This window comes from Actinomadura sp. 9N407 (assembly GCF_044326315.1).
GTDB lineage: Bacteria > Actinomycetota > Actinomycetes > Streptosporangiales > Streptosporangiaceae > Spirillospora.
Window position 1 is genome coordinate 1 of sequence record NZ_JBIRAW010000027.1, and the last position, 19582, is coordinate 19582.

Here is a 19582-nt window from a genome sequence, read left to right on the forward strand (position 1 = left end):
GGATGCGCAGCGACAACCCGATCCAGCGGTTCTGGCGGGACGCGCACATGGGCCTGGCGCACGCCATCCACGTGCCCGGCTCGGTCTACCACGTCTCCTCCCTGACCGACCTGGACATCGAGCCCCCACAGGGCCCGATGCGCTCCATGATCTGACCCACCCCTCGGCACGCCCCTGCCCCTTTCGCCCACTCTCACTGAGCGGGAGGGCGGGGGCGGCGCCTTCGCTGCCCTGGCAGCTTGACCAGAACGGCGGCCGCCCGCCCGGCCGCCCCACCGACGGATCGAATCGAGGACGGACAGTGACCCAGATCCGAGGGCTCGGCTACCTGAAGGTTCAGACGCAGCACATCGATCGCTGGCGCGAGTTCGCGCTGGACGGGCTCGGGTTCGCCGAGGGCAAGGGGAGCGACCCCAACGGCCTCTACCTGCGGATGGACGAGCGCCGCTCGCGGCTGCAGTTGGTACCCGGCGACAGCGACAAGGTCCTGGCCGTCGGCTGGGAGGTCCGCGACCAGTACGCGCTGGCCGCCGTCCGCGAGGCCGTGGAGAAGTCCGGTACGGCCGTCACCACGCTGACCGCCGATGAGGCCACCGAGCGCGACGCCGAAGAGGTCATCGCGTTCACCGACCCCGGCGGCACCCCCGTCGAGGTGTTCCACGGCGCGGTCCTGGACCACAGCCCGCTGCGTACCGGCAACGGCCAGAAGTTCGTCACCGGCGCGATGGGCATGGGCCACGTCGTCCTGCCCACCCCCAACTTCGCCGAGACCGCCGCGTTCTACAACGAGGTCCTGGGGTTCCTGCCACGCGGCGCGATGAAGGTCGGCCCCGGCGTCCGGATCCGCTTCATGGGCATCAACCAGCGCCACCACAGCATCGCGATCTGCCCCGCCCCGCACGACGGCGCCCCCGGCCTGGTCCACCTGATGGTCGAGGTCGACACCCTCGACGCGGTCGGCATCGCGCTGGACACCGTCAAGAAGTCCGGCTTCTCGATCTCCTCGACCCTCGGCCGCCACACCAACGACAAGATGGTCTCCTTCTACGTCCGCGCACCCGGCGGCTGGGACATCGAGTACGGCTGCGAAGGCACCCTCGTCGACGAGTCCCACTACACCGCCGAAGAGATCACCGCCGACAGCTACTGGGGCCACGACTGGTCCGGCTCCGAGCCCCTGGCCGCCTTCACCCCTCCCGGGAAGTGACCGGGTGAGCTCTGTGGCTGGTAAGGCGGACAAGGCTGGTAAGGCAGGCAAGGCGGGCGCGTCGGTCGAGCCGATCGGTATCGGCGACATCGACGGGTTCGACCACGAATGCGATGTGCTGGTCGTCGGCTTCGGCTGCGCGGGTGCCGCGGCGGCGTACGAGGCGGCGGAGGCCGGCGCGGACGTCCTGGTGCTGGAGCGCGCGAGCGGGCCGGGCGGCTCGTCGGCGCAGTCCGGCGGGGAGCTGTACCTCGGCGGCGGCACCGAGATCCAGAAGGCGTGCGGGTTCGACGACACCGCCGACAACATGTACGCCTACCTGGAGAAGGCGCTCGGCCCCAACGCCGACACCGAGAAGCTGCGGCTGTACTGCGACGGCAGCGTCGAGCACTTCGAGTGGTTCAAGGCGCGCGGCGTGCCGTTCGAGCCGTCCTTCTTCGACAAGCCGACGTGGATGCCGTTCACCAACGACGGCCTGATGTGGCTGGGCGAGAACTCCTGGCCGTACAACACCGTGGCCGATCCCGTCCCGCGCGGGCACCGGCCCCCGGCGGCCGGTTTCGGCGGCAACGTGATGATGGACAAGCTCGTCGCGTCCGCCACCGAGGCCGGCGCCATCACCCACGGCGACACCCAGGCGACCAACCTCGTCCTGGACGGCGACCGCCGGGTCGTCGGGGTGGTGGCGCGCAAGTACGGCGAGACCGTCACGTACCGGGCCCGCAAGGCGGTCGTGCTGACCACCGGCGGCTTCGTCGACAACGAGGAGATGCTGGCCGACCACGCCCCGCTGCTGCTCGGGCACGGCAAGGTCAGCGACGGCCTCGACGACGGCTCCGGGATCCGGATGGCCACCGCGATCGGTGCCGCCACCCGCCGGATGTCGGTCGTCGAGATCGCCCTCACCGCGGTGCCCGCCATGGTCTGCCGCGGGATGCTGGTGGACGGGCTGGGCCGCCGGTTCCTCAACGAGGACGTCTACCCGGGCCACTGGAGCGTGCACGCCGTCAAGCACCAGCCGGGCCCGTACTGGACGATCATCGACGAGGAGGGCTACGAGGACATCGCCGAGGCGGACCGCTGGGGCATGCGCCCCGCGCACGTCTGCGAGACCCTCGCGGAGCTGGAGGAGTCGCTCGGCATGCCCGCCGGCTCCCTGGAGACCACCGTCGAGACGTACAACCGGCACGCCGAAAAGGGCGAGGACCCGTACTTCCACAAGGACCCCAAGTGGCTCCGGCCGCTGAAGTCCCCGTTCGCGGCGGTCGACCCCCGCGCGGGCTTCTTCAACCAGGGCGGTACGGCCCAGGGGACCGGTGCCTCCGGCTTCACCCTCGGTGGTCTGCACACCACCATCGACGGCGAGGTCCTGAACAACTCCGGCACCCCGCTCCCCGGCCTGTACGCGGCGGGGCGCGCGGCGTCCGGCATGCACGGCGAGGGCTACATCAGCGGCACCTCGCTGGGCGACGGCACGTTCTTCGGCCGCCGCGCCGGCCGCGCCGCCGCAGCACTCACCGCCACAACAGCCCCCGCCACACCAGCCGGATGATCCGAAGCACCGAAGCACTGCAGCACTGAAAGGACCCTGAATGAAGTACGCCGTCCTGCTCCCCGTGGCCGCGGGCGTCACGGCCGATCCCGAGTGGATCGGCGGGTACGCCGAGCACGCCGAGGCGTGCGGCTACGAGTCGGTCGGCGCGGTCGAGCACGCCGTGGTGGCGAGCGGTTACTCCAGCGTCTACCCGTACGACAAGTCCGGGAAGATGGAGCTGGCCGACGACCTCGACATCCCCGATCCGCTGGACCTGCTGGCCTTCCTCGCGGCCAGGACCAGCCGGATCGGGCTCGCCACCGGCGTGCTCGTCCTTCCCAATCACCACCCGGTGGTGCTCGCCAAGCGGCTGGCCACCATCGACGCCCTGTCCGGCGGCCGGCTCCGGCTGGTCGTGGGGATGGGCTGGATGCGCGAGGAGATCGAGGCGTGCGGCGTGGACTTCGACGCGCGCGGCCGCCGCGGCGACGAGCAGCTCCAGGTCCTGCGCAAGCTGTGGGACGACTCCGCCCCCGCGGGCGCCGACCACGACGGTGAGTTCTTCCGCTTCAAGGGCGCGATGAGCTACCCCAAGCCGGTCCAGAAGGGCGGCGTGCCGATCCACATCGGCGGGCACAGCAAGGCCGCGGCACGCCGCGCCGGCCGGTACGGCGACGGCCTGCAGCCGCTCGGCGTGGCCGGGGACGAGCTGCGCGACCTGGTGACGCTGATGCGGGACGAGGCCGAGAAGAACGGCCGTGACCCGGAGGCCCTGGAGCTCACGCTGGGCCACTCGCTGGCGGCGGTCACCCCGGAGAAGGCCGGCAAGCTGGCCGCCATCGGCGCCGGCCGCCTGGTCCTGCGCGGCAACGTGACCAAGGACCTGAACGAGGCCAAGGACGAGCTGTCGGCCTGCGCCGAACGCCTCGGACTCGCCGGCTCCTCGGAGTGACCGGCCTATGACCCCCGCTCATCCCAGCGGCGCGTCCCACCTCAACGGGACCCTGGGTGTCGTCGACCAGCTCGCACTCGGCGAGCTGGTCGCCCGCTACGCCCTGTACGCCGACCATCGCGACTTCGACGGCCTGAAGGGCCTGTTCACCGAGGACGCGGTGCTCGTTCTGCCCAACCCGCCCAAGGACCTCGGCCCGGTGCTCACGTCCACCGGCCGGGACGAGATCGCCGCGTCGCTCTCGTCGCTGAACGACATCCCGATCACGTTCCACGCCCTGGCGGGCCAGGTGTTCGACGCGGGCGCCGAGCCCAGCACGGCCACCGGCCATGTCGCGTGCGTCGCCCACCACCTCACCGAACGCGAGCCGGGCAAGCCGGGCGACCTGGTGTGGCACCTGCGCTACACCGACGCGTACCGGCTCGAAGAGGGCACCTGGCGGATCTCGCGCCGCGAGCTCCAGATCGACTGGATCGAGACCCGTTCCGTAAGGAAGTGGCGCAGTGGCACCTGACCGGAAGGCACGGGTCAGCGTGGTCACCGGCGGCGCGCTGGGCATCGGCGGCGCGATCAGCCGCCGCCTCGCCGCCTCCGGTGACCTGGTCATCCTGAACGACATCGACCCCGAGGCCGCCGAACGTACCGCCGCCGAGATCACCGCGTCCGGCGGCCAGGCCGTCACGGTCATCGGCGACGTCGTCGAAGACTCCACCATCGCCCGCATCACCGAGGCCGCCCGCGAGGCCGGCCGCATCGACGTGCTGGTCAACAACGTCGGCGACTTCCGTCCTGCGGCCAAGAGCTTCCAGGACAGCACGTCCGACCAATGGCAGCGGCTGTACGAGCTGAACCTGCTGCACGTCTTCAAGCTCACCCACGCCCTGCTGCCCACCATGATCGAGCAGGGCTACGGCAGCATCGTCAACAACTCCACCGTCGAGGCGTTCCGGGGCATCCCGCAGCACCCCGTCTACGCTGCGTTCAACGCGGGCGTCTCGGCCTTCACCCGCAGCCTCGCCGTCGCGACCGGCCGGCACGGCGTCCGCGTCAACGCGATCGCCCCCGACCTGGCCAACACCGAGCAGACCCCCGTCGAATGGATGCGCCGCGGCTACGACGAGGGCCTGGAACACACCTGGGTCCCGCTCGCCCGCTTCGGCGAACCCGACGACTACGCCGCCGTCGTCGCCTTCCTGGCCTCCGAGGACGCCCGCTTCATCACCGGCCACACCATCCCCGTGGACGGCGGCACCCTGGCCGCCTCAGGCTGGTTCGTCCGAGCCGACGACCAAGGCTGGACCAACCGCCCCCACAGGGCCTAGACGTGTCTTAAAGACCCGGCTGTGTTTCCAAAGACCCGGCCCACTGCACTCGCCTGGCGGCTCGTTCCGTGACCGGTTCTTGTGCGAGCGCGGCATCGCTTCGCGATCTGCCCGGATGAGGCTCGCCTCCGGCGTCGCCTCACCGGCCAGGTAACGCGCTCGCGCGGTGGCTGAGGCCACTGTGAGACAAGCCCTAGCGCCCTCTCCTCGTTGACTCGTGGCGTGTTCGCCCCGTGGCATCGGCCGTGGCGGCCAACACGCCACGAGTCAACGTGAGCTTGGTGAGGGCTCATAGCCTGTGGGGCATGGTCACAGACCCGTCCGATCTCGTCCGCTCCGGCTACAACGCTTTGTCTCGCCACTACCGTGAGGACGACGACACAACCGAGCAGTATGACCGTTGGCTGGCCGACCTCCTGGCGTGTCTGGGCGAACGCGGGCACGTCCTGGACATCGGATGTGGCTGCGGCGTTCCGGTGGCCCGGCGCCTCACCGCCGCCGGGCACCAGGTGACCGGCGTGGACATCAGCGACGTTCAGATCGAACGAGCCCGGTCGCTGGTCCCTGACGCCACTTTCATTCGCGCGGACGCCACGGCACTCGACCTTCCAGATGAATCGTTCGATGCCGTGGTCTGCCTCTATGCGCTGATCCACATGCCGCTCGACCGGCAGCCCCGCCTCCTGGACGACATCGCCCGGTGGCTGCGTCCCGGCGGCCGGCTGCTGGCGACCACCGGTCAGGACGCCTGGACCGGCACCCAGGACGGCTGGCTCGGCGGTCCCGCCACCATGTGGTGGAGCCAGACCGACGCCACCACCTATCGGTCCTGGCTGGATCAGAGCGGCCTAGAGGTCACCGACCAGCGGTTCGTCCCTGAAGGCGACAGCGGCCATGCCCTGTTCTGGGCACGCCGACATCGAACATGATCCAGCCGGCAGGACCTGTGGGCAGGCGCACGGGTCATGAGAGGGCCGCGCCTACGTTCGCGCGGACGGAAGCGGAGCATCGCGACGGCGGCCCGGCGCCGCCGATGCCGCTTCGCTCATGCGTTCCTCCACGGATCCCGGAATTCCGAAGCCGAATCCTGGTTCGGCCAAGGGCGCTAGGGCCTGTCTGACAAATGATCACCTGGCCGTTTCACGGAGCCAGAGGATCATGAGGCCAGGACAACTCCCGCGCGGTAGTGGTCCGCAACCTTGTCGAACCTGGTTGCGATCGCACGGAACTGCTTGAGGCGGGCGAAGCATCGTTCGACCACGTTGCGGTCGCGGTAGATCTCCGTGTCGAAGGCGGGTTGGCCTGCCACCGCGGCGCCCTCGGCGGCGGCGGTTGGCCACCTGGTCGCGGCGCTCGGGAATCGTGGCGGCGATGCCCCGACGCCGCAGCAGATGGCGGATGGCCCTGCTGGAGTATGCCTTGTCACCCGGCACACGGTCCGGTGTCGTGCGCGGGCGGCCCGTGCCGGCGCGCGGGGTGCGGATCCCGTCGAGGACCTGGTGCGCCTGCGAGCGGCCCGGATCTTCCAGTTCGTCCCCGTCCGCGTCCGTCCACCTGCGGCAACAAGGGCTCTATTCGCTCCCATGCCGCATCCGTCAACTCACCTCGACCGGCCACAAGATCAATTATCAGACTGGCTATAGAGTCCTACCCGTGGCGAACCATCAGGACGAGACCAGTGCGGCCTACGACGGAGTCGTCGAGCTGTACGCATCGCTGTTCGCAGACCGGCTGGAGACACAGCCGTTCGCCCGGGCCATGATCGGCACCTTCGCCGAACTGGTGCGCGCGACGGGCAACCTGCGGGCAGCGGACGTCGGGTGCGGGCCCGGACATCTGACGGCCATGCTGCACGAACTGAGCCTGGACGCCTTCGGACTCGACCTCTCCCCCGGCATGGTCAACCACGCACGGCGGGCCCATCCGGCGCTGTGTTTCCAGGAGGCGCGGATGGAGTCCCTTCCGATCGAGGACGGCGCGCTCGGCGGCGTACTGGCCCGCTATTCGATGATCCACACCCCTCCGGGAGAACTGCCGGAGCTGCTCGCCGAGCAGGTACGCGTCCTGGCGCCGGATGGCCTGCTCCTGGTTTCCTTCTTCGGGACCGAAGGACAAGAACCGGTCCGGTTCGATCACAAGGTGGCGCCTGCCTACAGCTGGCCGGCGGATCGCCTCGCTGAACTGCTGGCCGATGCCGGGCTCGTTCCCTTCGCCCGGCTGCTCCACGATCCGGCCTCCGAGCGAGGCTTCCTCGACGCTCATCTGCTGGCCCGCCGATCGTAGGTCTTGCCCGGCAATACCCGCCAGCCGGTCGGCGCACCTCCGGACTGCCAGCTCGGCGGACGCTCGCTGATCCGACTGGAATTGTCAGACAGGCCCTAGTACGGTCTCCCGCTCTAGATGCCGGCCGCCCTGCCGACGTCAAGTCATGGACGGACGAGGGCCTGCTCAAGCAAGTCTTGATGCTTATGGTGCCTCCGGGCGACGCGACGAAGACCCGATACCTAAAAGGCGAGCGACCATGGCGTACACCGCCGTTGACCAGGGCGAGCGGCTGAAGCAGCAGGCGGGTATCCGTTCGGTGCAGCTGGGTGACATGAGGGTGTCCTACGTACCGGACGGGGCGGTGCACCTCAGAGCACGCGACTTGTTTCCCGACACCACCAGCGAGGTGTGGGCCACCCGACCCGAATTCCTGAACGAGTCCGGCGACCTGGTGGCGAGCATCGCCGGCCTGCTGGTGGAGAACGGCGACGCGCACTGTTGATCGACGCGGGCTTCGGGCCGCAGTCCTGGCCGCCCGCGCCGGACGGCCCGCGCGGCGCGATCCACGGAGGTGTGCTCCTGGACAGGCTTGCCGAACTCGGTCGCAGGCCCGAGGAGACCGAGGCGGTGGCCATCACCCACCTGCAACCCGATCACATCGGCTGGCCTGGCATCCCCACCTGGCACCGACCGGCCCGCATTCGCGCATGCCGACTACCTGGTGTCCGAACCGGAATGGGCACAGCGCGAACTGCTGGAGGCGCAGGGCATGACCAAGGAGGTCGCCGGCCTGGCACCGCACATCCGGACCGTGGCCGATGGCCAGGAGATCTTCCCGGGTGTACGGATGCGGATCACCGCCGGTCACACGCACGGACATGCCGAATACGTCATGACCTCGGGCGGACAGCGGCTGATCGCCTTCGGCGACGCCATGCACTCGCCGATCCAGGGCGACCATCCCGAATGGTCCGCTGTCTTCGACCACGACCCCGTTCGATCCGCCGCCCATCGCCGCCGTCTCGTCGCTCACATCATCGGCAAAAGCTATCCCTGCCCGGGCCGAAACAGAATTCCGCCAACCGAGGGAAGTGAGCTCGCGCGATGCGCTCGTCCCCAACGTTGACCGACACCCCAGCGGGGTTCAACGGGCCCGGGTCTCCCTGTTCCGGCATGTGATACGACCCGGTGCGCTTCTCATAGACCGACAGGATCTGAAGCCCGTACGTCTCGGCATGAGAATGGGTGACGTCCGTCCACCGGTCGGCCACCTCCGCCAACCGGTCCGGCTCGTTCACCACCTGCTCGAAGACCTGGCGGCCCTGGCCAATGAGCCAGGCGCGAAAGTCGCAGAAGGAGTCGTCGCCACAGCCGCCCAGAAGCAACGCCGCGGCATCCCAGACCGGCCAAGTGAAGGCACGGTCCTCGATCGCCTCCCAAAGAAACTGAAAGCTCACCAGCTCGTCCAAGGGAAGTGTCATCAGTCGGGCACGCTGCAACCGCACCTGCTCAGCGAAGTCTCCGTGGCTCGCAGCCTGACACGCCTCAACGATTTCCCAGAAGCCATCCTCGGTCATGCGGGAAACCTACTGCACCACGATGACATCCCACGCTCGCAGGCCATGCCGGCCCTATCGCCTCCCGCGTGGTGCAGGCTCTGAATGATCACAGCCCTTGGCGAACAGTGATGATCCGAGAAGCATTCCGATCGCCATGGCGAGGATGATCCCGACCAGGATCGGGACGTAGAGGTCCAAGGCATACCTGCCGGCCGGGATCACGCCGAACTCCGTACAATGATCGCCGCGCACACCCATTTTCCTTTTCCTTCGCTTGTTGGTTCGATCCAGAAGCGGTCCGCGTAAGCCTGTACGAGCATCAGGCCCCATCCGCCGAACACCTCGGAGCGTGACGCGTCGATCTCGTCCAGCGTCGCGACCGGTAGCCGGTTGACCGGGCTCCCCTCGGCGAGATCCAGCACGCCGATCCAGAGATCGGTGCCTCGCACGCTCAGGTGGATGCGGACGGTGGAGGCCGGCTCACGACTGATCTTCACGGCGTTAGTGACCAATTCGGTCACGATCACGCTCGCGGCATCGATGATTCCGCTGATACCTCGTGCGTGCAGAAACGAGGAGACGAGGGAGCGTGCGAGGCCGACTGATGCACCGGTCGCGAGTACGTCTTTGGTCACGGCCGAATCGGTCGTCGGTGCGGCTGTCATCTCCCGCTCACTCCCCAGATGAGATGTGTGTGCTTCCACGACACATCTTCCGAGGAACGGCTACTCTCAGATAGAGAACAGCGCCTACAAAATGCCCCCCGTACCTACGGTCACCTACAATCGACTGTAGATAGTCCGGAAGGTCTACTATGCCGGATATAGACCCCATGGCTTCACTTCACGATCTGTACGTGTTCCATATGCGCCGTCTCCGGGACGCGGCCGGACTCTCCCAGGAGGCCCTCGGCCCGAAGGTCGGATACACCGGAAAGTTCATCGGGCTCGTCGAGTCCAAGAAGCGGCGACCGAACAAGAAGCTGTCCGTGGCCATGGACCACGTCTTCACGGTCCCGAAGTTCTTCGAGGCGCTACTCCCGCGAATCGCCGAAGAGGTCGGCCTGCCTCCGGGCTTCTGGGAGTACATCGAGGAGGAGAACAATGCCTCTCGGATCAAGATGTACAACCAGAACTACATCCCCGGGCTGCTCCAGACCGAAGCGTACGCCCGGGAGGTCCTCCGGGCAGGAAAGCGAGCGGATCGGATCGAAGAACTGGTCGCAACACGACTGGAGCGACAGGAGATCCTTCGACGGGAGTCGCCGCCGAATCTGGTGGTGCTACTCGAAGAAGGAGTTCTTCGTAAGACGGTCAGAGATAGGGAGACGACCAAACAGCAGCTCGCGCACCTTCTCAAACTTCTCCAAGAACCAAACGTGGCGATCTATGTCGTCCCGAGTGACGCTCCGATCTACCCAGAGAGTTCGTTCACCGTCCTCAGTTTCCATGACGAGCCGGATATGGGATACGAGGAAAGCGTGGGAGGCGGCGGCCGCCTCATCCAGGCAGGCACTCAGGTAACCGACCTTGCAGTAGGGTTCGAGCTGATCAGGGAACGAGCCATGACTGTGGCCGATTCGGAGACTCTGATCCGAACGCTGATGGAGTCGTTATGAGCGTGAAGGAGATGCCGGTCATGCAGTGGCGTAAGAGCAGCTACAGCGGGGGAGAGGGTGGCCAATGCGTCGAGTTGGCCGCACTGAACGCCTTTGCCGTGGGGATCCGGGACAGCAAGAACCCCTCCGCCCCGCACTTGACCGTTGCCAGGGATGAGCTGGCGAGCCTGGTCGGCCGCATCAAGTCCGGAGATCTTGACCTGTAGCGATTGAGGCGAAGAGGTCCCTCCCCCCGAGCGGACCTCTTCGCCTACCGTTCGCCTCGGGCGCCATCGTTCGTCCCGGCCCTATCGGCCGATCAGTCTCATGACCGGTGGCAGTTGATCACGGTGGCAGTTGATCACTGGAGCCGTCCCCGATTCCCAAGAGCGGGAGAGCCCACACCACACGGGCGGGACGAAGGGTGTGCCGGGCGTCGGTCCCGGTGTTCATTCGGGGTGGACGATGTGCCAGGTGCCCGACGGGGTGATCCAGACCAGGAGTCCGGGCTAGGGTTGGAACAGCCACCAGCCGGGTGTCTGCTTGGTGCGGTGGTGGCGGCGGCACAGGGGTGCCAGGTTGCACCCGCAGGTCGGTCCGTGGGCGTCGTAGGCGATGGTGTGGTCGAGGTCGCAGTGCTGGACGCGGCGGTTGCAGGTCGGGAAAACGCAGGACGAATGACGCGCCTCGATCATCCGCCGGAGCGCGGCGGGCGGCCGGTAGCCCGGGTGGCCGTGGCGCCCGGCCTCGTCGGTGTCGCACCAGGAATCGCGGTACGGCACCAGGCTGCGGTGCAGATCCCGTACCGCCTGGGAGGCAAGCTCGGGCAGGTCGGCGAGCTGTCCGGTGGCGCGTAGCCGCGCACGCAGGGCGGACAGCCGCAGTTCGGCGTCGTTGGCGAGTGTTCGCAGCAGGTGCTGCTGTGGGCTCGCACCCTCGACGACGTGCCGCTCATCGTCATCGCCAGCCCGTGGCGCGATACTCAGGGGCGTACCCGCCGTACCACCGCTCTGGTTCTCTGCGAGAGGCGCCTGCTTCTCCGCGCCAGATGGTCGCGGAGCTGGGGGTGCCGGGCGCGTGAGAGCTGGCCGCTCCTCGGCGAAAGATGGTCGCGGAGTTGCGGGTGCCTGGAGCGTGAGAGGTGGCTGCTGATCACTGCGCTGTCTGTCTCCAGGGCGCCGAGGTCTCGGGCGCTGGGGCCTCGGGGGTCCCAGCCGGAGGATGAAGCGGCCTTGTCGGGTCTGCGTGCTGGAGATCGGTCCGGTGATGACGTGGCATTCCTGCCAAGCCCGCCTCCCGTTCCCGGTGCCCGGCTCGGGCTGCGCCTGAGCGTCCACGATGATCGCCGACGCCGTACGTTCCGGGATGCGGTCTCCTGCCCTATCCAGGTCGTCGCCGTACTGGCGCCTCTGGTGGTGCGTGGCGTGGTGGGCGGGAGACGGGGGAGCATCCGCACGGGCCGTACCAGACACGTCGCAGGGTGCGGTGGTGATCAAGGCGGTGATGGCGTCGGGTAGCGGGTGGCCGCGTAGTAGCAGCGTGGCCAGGTCGGCGCGCAGTTGGTCCAGGGGGCGAGGATCGCCGTCGGTCCGCATCGCGGACGCCGCTGCCGTGATCTTGGCGTGGATGGCGTGGGCATCGTCGGCGGTGATGTCCAGGAGGGCCAAGGCGGCGGTGCCGGTGGCGTTGTCCCACACCTCTACCCGCCGCTTGCGCCCGGCCTTGTCGGCCAGTTCGTCGCACAGGTCGGGGGCCAGCCGGCGAGCCAGGCTCTTGGCCCGACGCCGCAGCTGCCCGGTGGTGCGCTCGGCGGCATGCTCCAGCAGAGCGGTCTCGATCCGCGTGCTGGTGTGGTCGGGCATGCCGTCGGTGGCATCGCAGATCACCCGAGCCTTGAGCAGGTCGATCCGACCCTGTTCCAGGGCGGTACGGGTGCCCGGCAGGGCGTGCGCCAGGCGTTCGGCGGTGTGCATGAGGGTGGCGGCGGCGTTGCCGGTGACGGTCAGCGCGGCTGCGATCTCCTCGATCAGGGATTCACCGGCCGAAAGCACCCGGTGATCGGGCTCCCGCTCATCCTCGATGTGCCGCCGCGCGGTGAGTTCGGCGATCGCGGCCAACTCGCGGGCCTGCGCCCAGGCGGTTTGTCGACGTGCCGCCGCCATCATCTCGATCAGTTCGGAGTCGTCCAGGTCGCATAGCCGGTCAGTGTCGGACAGGAAGGCCGCCAACTCCGGCCCGGGAGGAATATCACCAAGCCGCCGGACGCCGCATTCCACTGCATCGATAACAGGCTTAGCGCCGTCCATTGAATTCCCCCTCTCCGACTCCTTCCATCATAGTCGAACGTGTGATCGACAGCCACCATTATTCCAACATCATTCGCCTCAAATAAAGGGCCTTATGTCGGATTAATACAACTTCTGAACAATGGTGGAATGCTCCCATTTCCAAGCATCAAGGCCGAGGAAATGCGCCCGACGCTCCAGCCCAAAGACGGCACCGCCTATCCAGCGGTTCTGTGCGGATAGGCGGTGCTGATCAGCGCAGCAACCCCGCAGCTGCCTTCGCCCACTCCAGCATTACTCCACACCTCCACCACCGCAACCAACGTGACGCCCGCCACCAGCACACCCGCGCATCTCCGATCAGCCGCAGTGGTTACCGCAGCCACCCGCCTACAGCACCACCAAAAAGTGAAAGCTGAGATCGACCACCAGCGCCCGGATCCCACCGTGGGATGACCACCTCAGAGGCAGGGGGCTATTCGCTGGCGGTGGCTCTCGACTGGCAAAACCAACGAAGCCGCTGGCCTGATCAGAAGAGAACCGGAACCAGAACCCGAATCAGAACCCGAATAGTCGAGGGTCTCTACGAAGATCTCATCGGGCGGGATGCAATGGACGGGGCTCAACGGACGGGGCTCAACGGACGGCGTCTGGCCCGGCCCGGATATTGCCATCTTGAAGGACGGGCGTCTCGCCGGGCTTGTGTGTTTGACGCCTGGTGGAGCCAGTCTCGATGGACGGGGTATGGCTGCCGAGCCGCTGACCAGTGCGGGGAGCGCCAACCTTCGCCGGGCTATCCACTCCCGTTGACTCGTGGCGTGTTCGCCTTTCATCCACCAGAGGAAGGCGAACACGCCACGAGTCAACCCGGCGGCGCGAGGCGTGGGCCTGGGCTTGGGCCTGGGCCTGGGCGCGAGGCCTGGGTGTGGGCCTGGGCGCGTGGACGGAGGGGGTCGGCCGCTTTAGATATCCACGTTGTGGCAGGCCACGTGGTGGCCGTCCGCAGCCTGGCGTAGCTTCGGCTCCTCTTGCGCGCACTGGTCGGTGGCCAGGGGGCACCGGGTACGGAAGCGGCAGCCGGACGGGGGGTTCAAGGGGGACGGCGGTTCGGAGTTCTCCTGCTTGGCCCCATCCAGTACTGCAGCGGGGTCGGAGTCGGGGACGGACTCCAGCAGCAGGCGCGTATACGGGTGCAGGGCCGAGCCGGCCAGCGCCGCCGAGGGGACGACCTCGCAGATCTTGCCGAGGTACATCACCATGATCCGGTCGCTGATGTTCTTCACCACGGCCAGGTCATGGGCGATGAAGACCATGCTGAGGCCGTACCGGGTCTTTGTCTCCTCGAGCAGGTTGAGGATCTGGGCCTGTACGGACACGTCCAGGCTGGACACCGGCTCGTCGCAGATCAGGACCCGGGGGTCCAGCATCAGCGCGCGGGCGATGCAGACGCGCTGGCACTGGCCGCCGGACAGCTCGTGCGGGCGGCGGTCCCAGACGGTGGCCGGGTCGAGCCCGACGGCCTCCAGGACTTCCTCGACGCGCTTGCGGTCGGGCTTGCCGCCCCAGACGGACGGGCCCTCGGCGACCAGGTCCTTGACCTTGCGGCGGGGGTTCAGCGCGGCGACCGGGTTCTGCAGGATGATCTGCAGCTTCTTGCGCTGCTCGCGCAGCGTCGCGGCGGACATCCCGGTCAGCTCGGCGCCGTTCAGCTTGACCGAACCGGCGGTGGGCGGCGGCAGCTGCATGACCGCGCGTCCGGCGCTGGTCTTGCCGCAGCCGGATTCGCCCAGGATGCCGAGCGTCTCGCCGTCCAGGAGGTCGAAACTGATCCCCGAGACCGCGTGCACCTTCTGCCCGCCGCCCGCCGGGAACTCCACGACCAGGTCGTCCACCGTGAGGACGCGGTCGCCCTCGGAGCGCATGTGCGCGGTGCCGGTACCGGCCATCAGGCACCTCCAGCGTTCTCAGAGTCTCGGGCTGTGCTGTCAGAGGGCGGGGAACCGACGGGATGGAAGCAGGCGAACGCGTGCCCGTGATCGTCCCCGCTGACGGGAACCAGGACGGGCAGCTCGTCCTGGCAGTCGAGCTGGGCGTGCCGGCAGCGCGGGGCGAACCGGCAGCCGTCGGGCAGCGCGGCGATGTTGGGCGGGGTGCCTTCGATCGCCTGGAGGGTGGTGTGCGGCGGGTCGCCCAGCTGCGGGACCGAGGCCAGCAGCGCCTCGGTGTACGGGTGGCGCGGATTCTCGAAAAGAGCGGCAGCCGGGGCCGTCTCGGCCATCCGGCCCGCGTACATCACCGCGACCCGGTCGGCGCGACCGGCCACCACCGCGAGGTTGTGGCTGATCAGGATGATCGCCGTGCCGAGCTCGGACTGCAGCCGGGCCAGCAGGTCCAGGATCTGCTTCTGTACGGTCACGTCCAGCGCCGTGGTCGGCTCGTCGGCGATCAGTAGCGAGGGCTCGCCGGCCAGCGCCATCGCGATCACCACCCGCTGCCGCATCCCGCCCGACAGCTCGTGCGGGTACTGGTCCAGCCGGCGGCGCGGCTCGGGGATGCCGACCAGGGCGAGCAGTTCCTCGGCCCGGGTACGGGCGGCGGCGCGCGACAGGCCGCCGTGCCGGCGCAGGCTCTCGGTGAGGTGCCGTCCGACCCGCTTGACCGGGTTGAGGGCGGTCGTCGGATCCTGGAAGATCATCCCGACCCGGGTGCCCCACAGCTTGCGGCGCTCGGTGTCGGACAGCGCGTGCACGTCCGTGCCGTCCAGTACGGCCTTGCCGGTCACCGTCATGGACGGGCCGTTGCTGTACAGGCCCATCACGGTGCGGCCGAGCACGGACTTGCCGGACCCGGACTCGCCGACGATGCCGAACATCTCGCCGCGGCCGACGGTGAACGAGACGCCGTCCACCGCCCGCAGCGTGCCGCGCTCGGTGTGGATCTCGGTCCGCAGGTCCTCGACCGACAGGACCGGGCCCTGTGCCGTGCCCCCTGCCGTACTCGCCGCAGCACGCCCTGCCGCACTTGCTGCCGGGCTCTTCTCGGCGGGGCCGGCGCTCTGGTTCGGGCTCTTGTTCATCGCTGCCTTCCTAGAGCTTCGCCTGCCGGGGATCCCACCGCTTCCTGGCCTTCTCGCCGATGAGGTTGAACGCGAAGACGGTCAGGAAGAGCGTGATGCCGGGGACGAGCACGATGTGCGGATGCTCGGAGAACGCGTTGTTGTCCTGGCCCTCGGCGATCATGTTGCCCCAGGACGGGGCGGGGGCCTGGATGCCGAGGCCGAGGAAGCTCAGCGAGGCCTCCGCGACGATCAGTACCGAGACCATGACCATTCCGTACGAGGCCAGCGGCAGCGCCACGTTCGGGGCCAGCTCGCGCAGCATGATCCGCCACCGGGACGCGCCGAGCGCCTGGGCGGCCAGGACGAACTCGCGCTGGACGAACGCCAGCGTGTTCGCCCGGGCCATCCGGATCATGCTCGGCAGCGCCAGCAGCGACAGCGCGATCGCGATGTTGCGCAGGTTGGGCTCCAGGACGGTGCCCAGCGCGATCAGCAGGATCAGCGGCGGTACGGCCAGCAGCGCGTTGGTGAAGATCCCGATCGTGGCATCGGTGGCGCGCCGGAAGTAGCCGGCCGCGATGCCGATCGCCCCGCCGACGAGCATCCCGATCGCCACCGCGCCGACCGAGACCACCAGCGACGAGCGGGCTCCGTAGACGACCCGTCCCAGCAGGTCGAGCCCGAAATTGTTGGTACCGAGCGGATTCTCGGTGGACAGGTCCGGGACCGCCATGCCGGGGGCGTCGAGCGTGTGGACGATGTCCTGGTGCTCGCTCAGCGGCAGCAGCGGCGCCAGGATGGCGGCGCCCACCAGGGTGATCAGCCAGACGGTGCAGACCCAGAACATCAGGTCGAACGAGGCGCCGAAGAGGGCGTGGCCGACCCTGTTCAGTCCCATGTACGAGGCGCCGAGGCCGGCGATGACGGCGACGATCTGCGGCCAGCCGGTGCCGGCCAGCACGGTGACCGACAGCCCGAAGACCACGAGGCCGGGGATCGCCAGGGCCAGGCCCGGCCAGGAGACCCTGCGGGCCGGCTCTGCGGGCTTGCCGGGGCGGCTCGGGGAGGTGACGGCGGCGTCGGTGCGCGTGGTGTTCGCGGTGTCTTCGATGTGCGCGGAGGTGTCAGACATGGGCCCGCCTGATTCGTGGGTCGAGACGGCCGTAGGACAGGTCGATCAGCGCGTTCACCAGGACGTACAGCAGCGCGATGACCAGCACCGCCCCCTGCACCATCGGGACGTCGCCCTGGTCGGCCGAGCCGATGATCAGCGACCCCATTCCGGGCAGCGCGAACAGGAACTCCACGATCACCGTGCTGCCGACCAGCCGTCCCATGCTGATCCCGAGCAGCGTGATCAGCGAGAACGAGGACGGCCGCAGCGCGTCCCTGACCAGCACGTGCAGCGGCGACATGCCCTTGGCCCGCGCGGCCAGGATGAAGTCCTCGCGCAGCGTGGTGATCAGGTCGCCGCGCAGCACCCGGGCGAACGTCGCGATCTCCACCAGCGCGATCGTCAGCGCGGGCAGGAACGCGTGGTGCAGGTTGGCGCCGAGGCCGTCGGTGATCCGCGCCCACTCCAGCCGGGGGAACCAGCCGAGCCCGTTGGCGAAGACCCCGATCAGCAGCATTCCGGCGAGGAAGCTGGGCACCGACAGGATGCCGAACGTCCCGGCGCTGACCAGCTGGTCGACCCGGCCGCCCGCGTGGTACGCCGACCACATCGCCAGCGGGATCGCGATCACCAGGGCCATGAACAGCGCCATCAGGGCCAGCTGCACGCTGACCGGCAGCGCGGCGCCGATGCGCTCGGCGACGTCGCTGTACGGCGGCAGGAACGAGTCGCCCAGGTCACCCGTGAGCGCCGACCCCACCCATTCCCCGTACCGCACCGGGAACGGGTCGTTGAGGCCCATCTTGTCCCGCTGCGCGTCGTACTCCGCCGCGGTGTGGCCCTCACCGAGGACCACGACCGCAGGGTCGCCCGGCATCAGGTCCACGAGCGCGAACGTTCCGATGCTGACGATGAACAGGACCAGGGCCAGCTCGCCCAGCCGTTTCGCGAAGTTCAGCAGCATGGCGGTCACCTCCCTCCCCTGCTAGCGGTCCCGGGCATCGGGCTGGTCATCCCGTTCACCGAGCTAACGACCCCGGGCATCGGCCTGGCGAGCCCGTTCACTTGGCGATCCAGGCGTCGTTCAGGAGGACCATCGCGTTCACGGTTCCGATGACGCCCTGCACGTTCTTCTGCCAGGCCACGAGCTCGGGCTGCGGGCCGAAGATCAGAGCGGGGACGTCCTCGTTCCACTGCTGCTGGATCCGGCCCATGACCTCGCGCTCCTGCTCGACGGCCCCGGCGCTCTGCAGTTCCTCGATCAGTGCCGACATCTTGGGCGTGTCGGCCATCCCGTAGCGGGCGTTCCCCTTGGAGTGCAGGGTGGCGTACATCCGGCCGAACGGACCGGCCTCGCGCCAGCTCATGCCCCAGCCGGAGATGTCGTAGCTCTTGTTGATGGCGACCTTGGCGGTCTGGTCGGCGATCGAGCGGACCAGGTCGAGCTGGACGTCGAAGCCGACGTTCTCCAGCATCGCCTTGACCGCCAGCGACGTCGTCCGTGATGCCGGGTCCTGGCCGTCCAGCCAGCTGACCTTGCCGTCGTAGCCGCCGGCCTTGGCCTGCTTGAGCAGCGCGCGGGCCTTCTCGGGGTCGTAGGCGAGCGGCTTGACGCCGGTGTGCCAGCCGGAGAACTTCGGGAAGATCTCGTTCGAGGCGAGGCCGCTGGCGCCGGGGAAGGCGCGCTGGTAGATCACCTCGGGCTTGATCGCGTGGAACATCGCCTTGCGCACCCGGGGATCGGCGCCGGGCCGTCCCGGAGCGGAGTTGATCACGCCGACGTTGCCGAGCGCGACCAGGTTGTAGAAGCCGTGGTAGCCGGCGTCCAGTGCCTCCTGGGCGAGCACGGGGTCGCGGAGGAACGCGGCCTGGGTCCGGTTGCCCTTGAGGGCGTCCAGGGCGGCGTTCGGGTCGTTGACGTAGACGATCCGGACCTTGTCGAGGTTGGGCCGGCCGTCCCAGTAGTCCTTGCGGGCCTCCAGGACGGTCTCCTCCTGCGGCGCGTAGTTGCCGAGGGTGAACGCGCCCGCGCCGACCGGCTTGAACTTGCCGCCCGCGTCGGCCGACTTCGCGACGATCATGCCCGCGCCGCCGGCCAGGACGTAGCCGAAGCTCGGCCACTTCTTGGTCAGCTCGAACACCACGGTCGAGTCGTCGGGCGTCTCGACGGCCTTGACGTTGGCCTTCCAGAGCGCCGCCTCGTCACCGCCGTTCTTGACGTACCGTTCGATGCTCCACTTCACGGCCTGGGCGTCCAGCGGCTCGCCGTCGCTGAACTCGACGCCGTCGCGGAGGTCGAGCGTCCAGGACGTGCCGTCCTCGCTCGCCTTGAGGCCCTCGGCCAGCTGGGGCTTGAGTTCACCGGACGCGGTGTCGTACCGCATCAGGACGTCGTAGACCGCGGCCAGCTCGATGCCGCCGGTGGAACCGGCGACGATCGCGTCCGCGGGGTCGAGCAGCCCTTCCTCGGAGTAGGCGCTCAGGGTCAGGGTGCCGCCCTTGACGGGAGGACCGCCCTTCTCCTCGCCGATCATCCCGACCTTGTGCTCGGTCCTGGGGCCGGTCTCCTGCGCCGCGCCGCCGGCGCCGCTCGCGCCGCCGCCCTGCCAGGCGCACGACGTCGCCAGCACCGCGGCGGCCAGAAGGCCGGCGGTGGGCCGTGGCCATCTACTGAAGGTCTTCACAATCC

General features: G+C 68.6%; 20 protein-coding genes and 1 pseudogene. 12 read left to right on the plus strand and 9 right to left on the minus strand.

The window, feature by feature from the left end:
• Positions 1-2 precede the first annotated feature (2 nt).
• The 7 genes from ACH34Q_RS33145 (at position 3) to ACH34Q_RS33175 (ending at position 5944) form a co-directional block, all read left to right on the plus strand.
• A complete protein-coding gene (locus ACH34Q_RS33145) occupies positions 3-155 on the plus strand; it encodes a hypothetical protein (RefSeq protein ID WP_395986792.1) in 153 nt (50 codons plus the stop codon).
• 146 nt (positions 156-301) lie between these two features.
• Entirely contained in the window at positions 302-1207 is a 906-nt protein-coding gene (locus ACH34Q_RS33150) for a VOC family protein (protein WP_395987072.1), read from the plus strand.
• Positions 1208-1220: 13 nt separating this feature from the next.
• Positions 1221-2759 carry an FAD-dependent oxidoreductase gene (locus ACH34Q_RS33155; RefSeq protein WP_395987073.1) on the plus strand — a complete coding sequence of 513 codons (1539 nt, stop codon included), beginning with the start codon at positions 1221-1223 and terminating at the stop codon, positions 2757-2759.
• A 40-nt stretch (positions 2760-2799) separates the two neighbouring features.
• Positions 2800-3693 carry an LLM class F420-dependent oxidoreductase gene (locus ACH34Q_RS33160; protein ID WP_395987074.1) on the plus strand — a complete coding sequence of 298 codons (894 nt, stop codon included), beginning with the start codon at positions 2800-2802 and terminating at the stop codon, positions 3691-3693.
• A gap of 7 nt (positions 3694-3700) precedes the next feature.
• Positions 3701-4207: a nuclear transport factor 2 family protein gene (locus ACH34Q_RS33165; protein ID WP_395987075.1), complete on the plus strand. Its 507-nt coding sequence runs from the start codon at positions 3701-3703 to the stop codon at positions 4205-4207.
• Positions 4197-5015 carry an SDR family NAD(P)-dependent oxidoreductase gene (locus ACH34Q_RS33170; RefSeq protein WP_395987076.1) on the plus strand — a complete coding sequence of 273 codons (819 nt, stop codon included), beginning with the start codon at positions 4197-4199 and terminating at the stop codon, positions 5013-5015. The genes ACH34Q_RS33165 and ACH34Q_RS33170 overlap by 11 nt, the downstream gene beginning before the upstream one ends.
• Positions 5016-5320: 305 nt before the next feature.
• Positions 5321-5944 (plus strand): class I SAM-dependent methyltransferase, encoded by a 624-nt coding sequence (locus ACH34Q_RS33175; RefSeq protein WP_395987077.1) that lies wholly within the window; start codon positions 5321-5323, stop codon positions 5942-5944.
• Positions 5945-6171: 227 nt separating this feature from the next.
• Here ACH34Q_RS33175 and ACH34Q_RS33180 read toward each other — a convergent pair.
• Positions 6172-6523: pseudogene (locus ACH34Q_RS33180) on the minus strand (transposase); the annotation flags it as partial.
• A gap of 145 nt (positions 6524-6668) precedes the next feature.
• Between ACH34Q_RS33180 and ACH34Q_RS33185 the strand changes: the two are divergent.
• From ACH34Q_RS33185 to ACH34Q_RS33195, 3 genes are all read left to right on the plus strand, one after another.
• Positions 6669-7298 carry a class I SAM-dependent methyltransferase gene (locus ACH34Q_RS33185; protein WP_395987078.1) on the plus strand — a complete coding sequence of 210 codons (630 nt, stop codon included), beginning with the start codon at positions 6669-6671 and terminating at the stop codon, positions 7296-7298.
• Positions 7299-7536: 238 nt separating this feature from the next.
• The gene (locus ACH34Q_RS33190; RefSeq protein ID WP_395987079.1) at positions 7537-7782 is read left to right on the plus strand and encodes a hypothetical protein; all 246 of its coding nucleotides are present in this window, start codon (positions 7537-7539) and stop codon (positions 7780-7782) included.
• 267 nt (positions 7783-8049) lie between these two features.
• The gene (locus tag ACH34Q_RS33195; RefSeq protein WP_395987194.1) at positions 8050-8406 is read left to right on the plus strand and encodes an MBL fold metallo-hydrolase; all 357 of its coding nucleotides are present in this window, start codon (positions 8050-8052) and stop codon (positions 8404-8406) included.
• Here ACH34Q_RS33195 and ACH34Q_RS33200 read toward each other — a convergent pair.
• On the minus strand, positions 8315-8857 hold the full coding sequence (locus tag ACH34Q_RS33200) for a DUF4240 domain-containing protein (RefSeq protein ID WP_395987080.1): 543 nt from the start codon (positions 8855-8857) through the stop codon (positions 8315-8317). The two genes, ACH34Q_RS33195 and ACH34Q_RS33200, sit on opposite strands and share 92 nt — an antisense overlap.
• 200 nt (positions 8858-9057) lie before the next feature.
• Positions 9058-9504 (minus strand): ATP-binding protein, encoded by a 447-nt coding sequence (locus tag ACH34Q_RS33205; RefSeq protein ID WP_395987081.1) that lies wholly within the window; start codon positions 9502-9504, stop codon positions 9058-9060.
• Between the two features lie 200 nt (positions 9505-9704).
• Here ACH34Q_RS33205 and ACH34Q_RS33210 point away from each other — a divergent pair, with 200 nt between their 5' ends.
• On the plus strand, positions 9705-10457 hold the full coding sequence (locus tag ACH34Q_RS33210; RefSeq protein ID WP_395987195.1) for a helix-turn-helix transcriptional regulator: 753 nt from the start codon (positions 9705-9707) through the stop codon (positions 10455-10457).
• Entirely contained in the window at positions 10454-10663 is a 210-nt protein-coding gene (locus ACH34Q_RS33215; RefSeq protein ID WP_395987082.1) for a DUF397 domain-containing protein, read from the plus strand. The genes ACH34Q_RS33210 and ACH34Q_RS33215 overlap by 4 nt, the downstream gene beginning before the upstream one ends.
• A gap of 282 nt (positions 10664-10945) precedes the next feature.
• On the opposite strand, the gene ACH34Q_RS33220 is transcribed toward ACH34Q_RS33215, so the two are convergent.
• The 6 genes from ACH34Q_RS33220 to ACH34Q_RS33245 form a co-directional block, all read right to left on the minus strand.
• Positions 10946-12664 (minus strand): DUF222 domain-containing protein, encoded by a 1719-nt coding sequence (locus ACH34Q_RS33220; protein ID WP_395987083.1) that lies wholly within the window; start codon positions 12662-12664, stop codon positions 10946-10948.
• A gap of 1019 nt (positions 12665-13683) precedes the next feature.
• Positions 13684-14667: an ABC transporter ATP-binding protein gene (locus tag ACH34Q_RS33225; RefSeq protein WP_395987084.1), complete on the minus strand. Its 984-nt coding sequence runs from the start codon at positions 14665-14667 to the stop codon at positions 13684-13686.
• Positions 14667-15797, minus strand: coding sequence for an ABC transporter ATP-binding protein (locus tag ACH34Q_RS33230; RefSeq protein ID WP_395987085.1), 1131 nt, complete (start codon positions 15795-15797; stop codon positions 14667-14669). Before ACH34Q_RS33230 ends, ACH34Q_RS33225 begins: the two co-directional genes overlap by 1 nt.
• Positions 15798-15807: 10 nt before the next feature.
• Positions 15808-16911, minus strand: coding sequence for an ABC transporter permease (locus ACH34Q_RS33235; protein ID WP_395987086.1), 1104 nt, complete (start codon positions 16909-16911; stop codon positions 15808-15810).
• On the minus strand, positions 16904-17857 hold the full coding sequence (locus tag ACH34Q_RS33240) for an ABC transporter permease (protein ID WP_395987087.1): 954 nt from the start codon (positions 17855-17857) through the stop codon (positions 16904-16906). The genes ACH34Q_RS33235 and ACH34Q_RS33240 overlap by 8 nt, the downstream gene beginning before the upstream one ends.
• A 97-nt stretch (positions 17858-17954) precedes the next feature.
• Complete coding sequence (locus ACH34Q_RS33245; protein WP_395987088.1) at positions 17955-19523, minus strand: ABC transporter substrate-binding protein; 1569 nt, start codon at positions 19521-19523, stop codon at positions 17955-17957.
• Positions 19524-19582: the final 59 nt, after the last annotated feature.